This window comes from Nitrincola lacisaponensis, from assembly GCF_000691225.1.
Lineage (GTDB): Bacteria > Pseudomonadota > Gammaproteobacteria > Pseudomonadales > Balneatricaceae > Nitrincola > Nitrincola lacisaponensis.
Genome location: NZ_JMSZ01000040.1, coordinates 46,511 through 54,432, shown reverse-complemented (window position 1 = coordinate 54,432; position 7,922 = coordinate 46,511). Strand labels below are relative to the sequence as shown.

Annotated in this window: 5 protein-coding genes; 4 read left to right on the top strand and 1 reads right to left on the bottom strand. The window is 52.0% G+C overall.

Annotation, left to right across the window (positions count from 1 at the left end; genetic code table 11):
- The first annotated feature begins 259 nt into the window (after nt 1-259).
- Genes carA through greA form a run of 3 tightly spaced genes read left to right on the top strand, consistent with a single transcriptional unit; the run spans nt 260 to nt 5,125 of the window.
- On the top strand, nt 260-1,399 hold the full coding sequence (gene carA, locus ADINL_RS14150; protein WP_036549512.1) for a glutamine-hydrolyzing carbamoyl-phosphate synthase small subunit: 1,140 nt from the start codon (nt 260-262) through the stop codon (nt 1,397-1,399).
- Between the two features lie 28 nt (nt 1,400-1,427).
- Nucleotides 1,428-4,649 carry a carbamoyl-phosphate synthase large subunit gene (gene carB / locus ADINL_RS14145; protein WP_036549499.1) on the top strand — a complete coding sequence of 1,074 codons (3,222 nt, stop codon included), beginning with the start codon at nt 1,428-1,430 and terminating at the stop codon, nt 4,647-4,649.
- Nucleotides 4,646-5,125: a transcription elongation factor GreA gene (greA, locus tag ADINL_RS14140; RefSeq protein ID WP_036549496.1), complete on the top strand. Its 480-nt coding sequence runs from the start codon at nt 4,646-4,648 to the stop codon at nt 5,123-5,125. Before carB ends, greA begins: the two co-directional genes overlap by 4 nt.
- A gap of 67 nt (nt 5,126-5,192) precedes the next feature.
- Here greA and ADINL_RS14135 read toward each other — a convergent pair whose 3' ends face one another.
- Entirely contained in the window at nt 5,193-5,501 is a 309-nt protein-coding gene (locus ADINL_RS14135) for a YhbY family RNA-binding protein (RefSeq protein ID WP_036549494.1), read from the bottom strand.
- A 353-nt stretch (nt 5,502-5,854) separates the two neighbouring features.
- Between ADINL_RS14135 and ftsH the strand changes: the two genes are divergently transcribed.
- The gene (ftsH, locus tag ADINL_RS14130; RefSeq protein ID WP_036549491.1) at nt 5,855-7,867 is read left to right on the top strand and encodes an ATP-dependent zinc metalloprotease FtsH; all 2,013 of its coding nucleotides are present in this window, start codon (nt 5,855-5,857) and stop codon (nt 7,865-7,867) included.
- Nucleotides 7,868-7,922: the final 55 nt, after the last annotated feature.

Genomic DNA, 7,922 nt, shown 5'->3' with positions numbered 1-7,922 from the left:
CGTTGGGTGGCCCTTTTTGCATTTCAGTCAATTGAAGTCTTGATGGCTTCTGTCAGTGTGAAAGTCGTGCAGATGAACGATCTTGTATTGGACTCTTGACACTTTCTGCTCTAAAATAAGGTCGTTTTGCCGGAAGTTTCCGCAAACCTACAGATTTCTAAAAGCGAGACTGGCTTCGGCTGCGTCTCGCTTTTTTACAACTGTTCATCACATCAGAAAGTAGTCATTTAGCATGCAGCATATTAGCGGGGAGGTTCCATTGACGCGACCAGCCATTCTTGCCCTTGAAGATGGGACAATATTCAGGGGGATTGCGATTGGCGCTGACGGCGAAACCACCGGAGAGGTTGTTTTCAATACGTCTATGACCGGTTATCAGGAAATCCTGACCGATCCTTCCTACTGCCGCCAGATCGTCACACTCACTTATCCACACATTGGAAACGTGGGCGTAAACCAGGAAGATCAGGAATCTGACAGCGTATGGGCAGCGGGTTTAGTGATCCGTGATCTGCCGCTGATCGCCAGCAATTTCCGTTCCGAACAGGCGCTTGATGCCTATCTTGCTGACAAGGGTATTGTCGGTATTGCCGATATCGATACACGCCGCCTGACACGTATCCTGCGTGAAAAAGGTGCTCAGAATGGCTGTATCATGGCCGGTGCTGATATCGATGAAGACAAGGCGATTGCATTAGCCAAAGGCTTTCCAGGCCTGAAAGGTATGGATCTGGCCAAGGTTGCCAGTGTGGCAGATGCCTATGAGTGGACGCAGGGTGAATGGTCGCTCGGCAAGGGCTGTGCAAACCTGGCGGCTGAAGATCAGCGCTTCCATGTGGTGGCCTATGACTTTGGCGTGAAGCATAACATCCTGCGTATGCTGGCCAGTCGTGGTTGCAAGCTGACCGTGGTACCGGCGCAGACTCCAGCCTCCGCTGTGCTGGCTCTGCAGCCAGATGGTGTGTTCCTGTCCAATGGTCCTGGCGATCCAGAACCTTGTGACTATGCGATTGCGGCCATCCAGGAAATTCTGACAACCGGAATTCCGGTATTTGGTATCTGTCTGGGGCATCAGCTATTGGCGCTGGCCTCTGGTGCCAAAACTGAAAAAATGAAGTTCGGCCACCATGGTGCAAACCATCCGGTACAGGATCTCGACAGTGAACAGGTGATGATCACCAGTCAGAACCATGGCTTTGCAGTGGCGGAAAGCACGCTGCCTGCAAACTTGCGTGCTACACACAAGTCTTTGTTTGATGGTTCTCTGCAAGGTGTTGAGCGTACCGACTGCCCGGCTTTCAGCTTCCAGGGTCACCCTGAAGCCAGCCCAGGGCCGCGCGATGTGGCGCCCTTGTTCGACAAGTTCATCAAGATGATGCAAGCCCATACAGCGGCGTGAACAGAATTATTGAGACTGGTTATTACTGATGCCAAAACGTACAGATATTAAAAGTATCCTTATTCTGGGAGCCGGTCCGATTGTTATCGGGCAGGCATGTGAGTTCGACTACTCGGGTGCACAGGCGTGTAAAGCGCTGCGTGAAGAAGGCTACCGGGTCATTCTGGTGAACTCCAATCCAGCGACAATTATGACCGATCCTGCGATGGCAGATGCCACCTATATCGAGCCGATTCAGTGGCGTACGGTTGCCCGGATTATTGAGAAAGAGCGTCCCGACGCGCTGCTGCCGACCATGGGAGGCCAGACAGCGTTGAACTGTGCGCTGGATCTGGATCGTGAAGGGGTGCTGGCAGAGTACGGCGTGGAAATGATTGGTGCCACGCAGGATGCCATCGATAAGGCGGAAGACCGTGAGCGCTTTGACCGTGCGATGAAAAATATCGGTCTGGAGTGTCCGCGCTCCGCGATTGCGCACAGTATGGAAGAGGCATTGCAGGTACTGGACTCCATCGGTTTTCCGGCAATCATCCGTCCGTCTTTCACCATGGGTGGATCCGGTGGCGGTATTGCCTATAACCGTGAAGAGTTCATCGAGATTTGTGAACGTGGTCTGGAGTTGTCTCCAACCAAGGAGCTGCTGATCGATGAGTCGCTGATTGGCTGGAAAGAGTATGAAATGGAAGTTGTCCGTGACAAGAAGGACAACTGCATCATCATCTGCTCCATTGAAAACTTTGACGCCATGGGTGTGCATACCGGTGACAGTATCACGGTGGCACCTGCGCAGACGCTTACCGATAAAGAATATCAGATCATGCGTGACGCTTCTCTCGCTGTACTGCGTGAGATAGGTGTTGAAACGGGTGGCTCCAACGTTCAGTTTGGTGTTGACCCGGAAACTGGCCGTATGGTCGTGATCGAGATGAACCCGCGTGTATCGCGTTCATCTGCGCTGGCGTCCAAGGCGACAGGTTTCCCGATTGCCAAGGTGGCGGCCAAGCTGGCGGTGGGTTACACCCTGGATGAGCTGCAAAACGAAATTACCGGTGGGCGCACCCCGGCTTCGTTTGAGCCGTCTATCGACTATGTGGTTACCAAGATTCCACGCTTTACCTTCGAGAAGTTCCCACAGGCCAATGATCGTCTGACGACTCAGATGAAATCTGTGGGCGAGGTGATGGCGATTGGTCGTACACAACAGGAATCCTTGCAGAAAGCGCTGCGTGGTCTGGAAGTGGGGGCGACTGGGTTTGATCCGATTGTTGATCTGAATGCTGAAGATGTGCGCAGCGATATTATTCGCGAATTGCAGCAGCCTGGCAGCGAGCGTATCTGGTACATCGGTGATGCTTTCCGTCTGGGTATGAGCGTTGAGGAGATCTACGGCTATTCAGGTGTTGATCCCTGGTTCCTGGTGCAGATCGAAGATCTGATCAAGGATGAGCAGACTGTCGCGCAGATGGCGTTGTCTGACCTGACGGCGGAGCAGCTGTTCCGACTCAAGCGTAAAGGTTTCTCCGATGCGCGACTGGCAACACTGCTGGGCGTCACTGAAAAGCAACTGCGCAAGCAGCGTCATGCGTTTAACATCCGCCCTGTGTACAAGCGTGTTGATACCTGTGCGGCAGAGTTCTCTACCGATACTGCCTATATGTACTCGACCTATGAGGAAGAGTGCGAGGCGAACCCCAGCGGCCGCGAGAAAATCATGGTCATTGGTGGCGGTCCTAACCGTATCGGACAGGGTATCGAGTTCGACTATTGCTGTGTACATGCCGCCCTGGCTGCACGCGATGATGGTTATGAAACCATCATGGTCAACTGTAATCCTGAAACAGTTTCAACCGACTATGACACTTCGGATCGACTCTATTTTGAGCCGATTACACTGGAAGACGTGCTGGAGATCGTGGAAGTCGAGAAACCGAAAGGTGTGATTGTTCAGTACGGCGGTCAGACACCGTTGAAACTGGCTGTTGCACTGGAGCAGGCGGGTGTGCCGATTATCGGTACTTCACCTGAGTCGATTGATCGTGCTGAAGACCGTGAGCAGTTCCAGCAGATGCTGAAACGCCTGGGTCTGAAACAGCCGGAAAACGCCACAGTGCGCAGTCTGGATGAAGCGATTATTGAAGCCGCCAAGATCGGTTATCCGCTGGTTGTGCGCCCGTCCTACGTACTGGGCGGTCGTGCCATGGAGATCGTGTATAAAGAGTCCGAGTTGCGTCAGTACATGCAGACCGCGGTTCAGGTTTCCAATGATGCACCGGTGCTGTTGGATCACTTCCTGAATGCAGCCGTTGAAGTGGATATTGATGCGGTGTGTGACGGCGAGATCGTCGTTATCGGTGCAATTATGCAGCACATCGAGCAGGCGGGTGTTCACTCAGGTGACTCTGCATGTTCGTTGCCACCCTACAGCCTGTCAGCCGATGTTCAGGATGCTATGCGTGAAATGGTACGCAAGATGGCTCTGGAGCTGGGTGTTGTCGGCCTGATGAACGTGCAGTTGGCGTATCAGGATGGCGAAATCTATGTGATCGAAGTGAACCCGCGTGCTTCACGTACTGTACCTTTTGTTTCCAAATGTATCGGTGTCTCGCTGGCCAAGATTGCTGCGTTGGTCATGACTGGCAAGTCATTGACTGAGCAGGGCTTTACCCAGGAAATCATTCCGTCTTTCTACAGTGTGAAAGAAGCGGTATTCCCGTTCAACAAGTTCCCTGGCGTCGATCCGATTCTTGGACCTGAAATGAAATCCACCGGTGAAGTGATGGGGGTTGGCCAGAGTTTTGGTGAAGCCTTCATGAAAGCTCAGTTGGGTGCCGGTGAAAAAATGCCAGCCAAAGGCAAGGCGTTTATCTCGGTTCGGGATGTCGACAAGGCGGGTGTGGTGGCAGTTGCACGTGATTTGGCTGCGTTGGGCTTTGGTCTGGTTGCTACCGCCGGTACGGCAGCTCTGCTGGAAAGTAATGGCTTGACCGTTGAACGTATCAATAAAGTGATGGAAGGTCGTCCAAATATCGTGGATGCGATGAAGAATGGTGAAATTGCCTATGTCATCAATACCACGGAAGGACGCAAGGCTATTGCTGATTCAGCGGCTATTCGTCGTACTGCCTTGCAGCATAAAGTCCCTTATACCACCACCCTGGCGGGTGCGGTGGCCATCACCGAAGCGCTGAAGTTTGGTGAAGAGAAAGTGGTACGCAGACTGCAGGATTTGCACGCAGGAGTATTTTCATGAGCCGGGTACCTATGACGGTGGCGGGTGAAGCCAGCCTTCGTAAAGAACTTGAACGTTTGAAAACCAAAGACCGTCCCAAGGTCATTGCGGATATTGCTGAAGCGCGTGCGCATGGTGATCTGAAAGAGAATGCCGAGTACCATGCAGCGCGTGAACAGCAGGGCTTCATTGAAGGCCGTATTCGTGAGCTGGAATACAAGCTTTCTCAGGCTCAGGTGATCGATGTCACTAAAATTCCGCATAGCGGTAAAGTGATATTTGGTGTCACTGTTGAGCTGATCAATCTGGATACGGATGAGACTGTACGTTACCAGATCGTCGGTGACGATGAAGCAGACATCAAAGCGCGCAAAATTTCGGTCAATTCACCGATTGCGCGTAGCCTGATTGGCAAGGAAGAGGGCGATATTGCTACAGTGAATACACCTGGTGGTGTTTCCGAGTACGAGATCACGGAAGTGCTGCACCTGGGCTAATTGACCGGGTGTGGCAGAGCCACCGTTCGACAGGTTATACCTGGCGGCCGGTGGCTTTTTTGTCGTATTACTTGTAGCGAAGCAGATTGGAAAGCTTGGGGTCAGGGTTGTCTGACTTGCGATAGATGAGTGCAATATTGCCGATCTCCTGAACCAGAGTGGCTTCAACGATCTGGCAGAGTTCCTGAATCAGTTGACGTTTCAATTCACGGTCACCGACGGCAAACTTGACCTTGATAAGCTCGTGGTCTTCCAGGGCCCGGTCTGTTTCCAGTTGGATGTTTTCACTCAAGCCGTTGCCTGCAACCATGACAATGGGGTTGAGTTGGTGGCCCAGCGTACGAAAACGCTTTTTTTGCTCAGGGGTTAAGCTCATATTAGAATAGCTGCCTCGTGTGTTCGGAGTAGGTTAACAGATGATTTTACATGACCGGACGACCACTGAGTAGATCCGTTGTGGTTTCGACTCAGGTTTTGTGCAATATGATGCAGCTTGTGCCCCGAATGCGGAACATTTGGCTGGTCTTTGCGTCAAATGTTGGTAGTCTTTGATCCCTCCTCTGGTGCTATGCGTATGAGGAACTGAGCAGAGTAAATTAAATTAGCCTTTTGCTATGAAGGCGATTGATAATACTAAGAGACAAAGATTCAGGCAGAGCGTATCAGCTGTGGTATCATGACCGGCCGGTCATAAAGTTAAGTAGAACTGAGGGTGTACCTTTGAACGATATGGCAAAAAATTTGGTGCTGTGGCTGGTGATTGCGGCAGTGCTATTAACAATTTTCAATAACTTCAGTACCGAGCCTGAAACCGGAAAAATTTCCTATTCAGAGTTCGTGGAAGAGGTTCAGGCTGGCCGTGTCTCCAGAGTGCTGATTGACGGTTTTACCATCTCTGGGCAACGTCAGACAGGCGAGGGTTTTACCACCATTCGCCCAGCGGTTCAGGACCCCAAACTGATCGATGATCTGCTGTCAAACAATGTTCTGATTGAAGGCAAGCAGCCAGAGGGCCAGAGTATCTGGACTCAGTTGCTGGTTGCGGCCTTCCCGATCCTGATCATTATTGCGATTTTCATGTTCTTCATGCGACAGATGCAGGGTGGTGCCGGTGGCAAAGGCGGCCCTATGTCATTTGGCAAGTCCAAGGCTCGTATGATGAGCGAAGACCAGATCAAAACCACCTTTGATGATGTCGCCGGTGTAGAAGAGGCGAAAGAGGAAGTCGCTGAGCTGGTTGATTACCTGCGTGATCCGGGGAAGTTCCAGCGTCTGGGTGGTCATATTCCTCGTGGTGTATTGATGGCTGGCTCACCGGGTACCGGTAAAACCCTGCTTGCCAAAGCGATTGCCGGTGAGGCAAAGGTGCCCTTTTTCAGCATTTCCGGTTCTGACTTCGTTGAAATGTTTGTCGGTGTGGGTGCGTCCCGTGTCCGTGACATGTTCGACCAGGCGAAAAAGCATGCCCCCTGTATCATCTTTATCGATGAGATCGATGCCGTTGGCCGTAGCCGTGGTGTTGGTCTCGGTGGTGGTAATGATGAGCGTGAGCAGACACTGAACCAGTTGCTGGTTGAGATGGATGGTTTCGAGGGTACTGAAGGTATTATCGTTATTGCGGCGACTAACCGTCCGGATGTACTCGATCCTGCATTGCTGCGTCCCGGACGTTTTGACCGACAGGTGCATGTGGGGCTGCCGGATATCCGTGGTCGTGACCAGATTTTGAAAGTACATATGCGTAAAGTGCCGCTGGGTGATGATGTGCGCTCGGATCTGATTGCTCGTGGTACGCCTGGTTTCTCTGGTGCGGATCTGGCGAACCTGGTGAACGAAGCAGCACTCTTTGCCGCTCGTTTTGGCAAGCGCACAGTTGGCATGGAAGAATTTGAAAAGGCGAAAGACAAAATCATGATGGGGGCCGAGCGCCGTTCCATGGTGATGTCTTATAAAGAGCGCCTGAACACAGCCTATCATGAATCCGGTCATGCGATCGTTGGGCGTCTGATGCCGGAGCATGATCCTGTGTACAAGGTGTCTATCATTCCTCGTGGTCGTGCACTGGGTGTGACCATGTTCCTGCCCGCAGAGGATCGTTACAGTCATAGCCGTCAGGGCATTCTGTCCCAGATCTGTTCACTCTACGGTGGCCGTATTGCGGAAGAGATGACTCTGGGCAAAGAGGGTGTGACAACGGGTGCGTCCAACGATATTCAGCGTGCGACGACTCTGGCGCGCAATATGGTGACCAAATGGGGTCTGAGTGAAACGCTGGGGCCATTGCTCTATGCTGAAGAGGATGATGATCCCTTTGGTCGTGGCATGGGTGGTGGCGCCAAGGCCAAGTCTGAAGAAACTCAGCGTATGATTGATGCCGAAGTGAAGCAGATAATCGATGATTGCTATCAGCGGGCTTATAAGATTCTGACAGATAATCGCGATATTCTGGACACTATGACTGAAGCGTTGATGAAGTATGAAACTATCGGCTCCAAACAGCTGGATGAGTTGATGGCACGTCAGCCCGTCAGTGCCCCGGATGGCTGGCAGGAAGAACCTGTCAAAGCAGAACCTGCTGCAGCGCAAGCAGATGCAGACATGCCTGTTGCGGATGAGCCGGTTGATGCTGAACATGCCGCTGAAGTAGATGAAACTGATGTTCATGTTGATGAAGTGGAAGACTCAAACCCCTGGAATGAGCCTGATACAGATGAGGATTCCAGAGACAACGGGCCGCGTTAAACGCAGCCCTTGATCTGCATAAAAGCCGACTCCGTGTCGGCTTTTTACATAATAA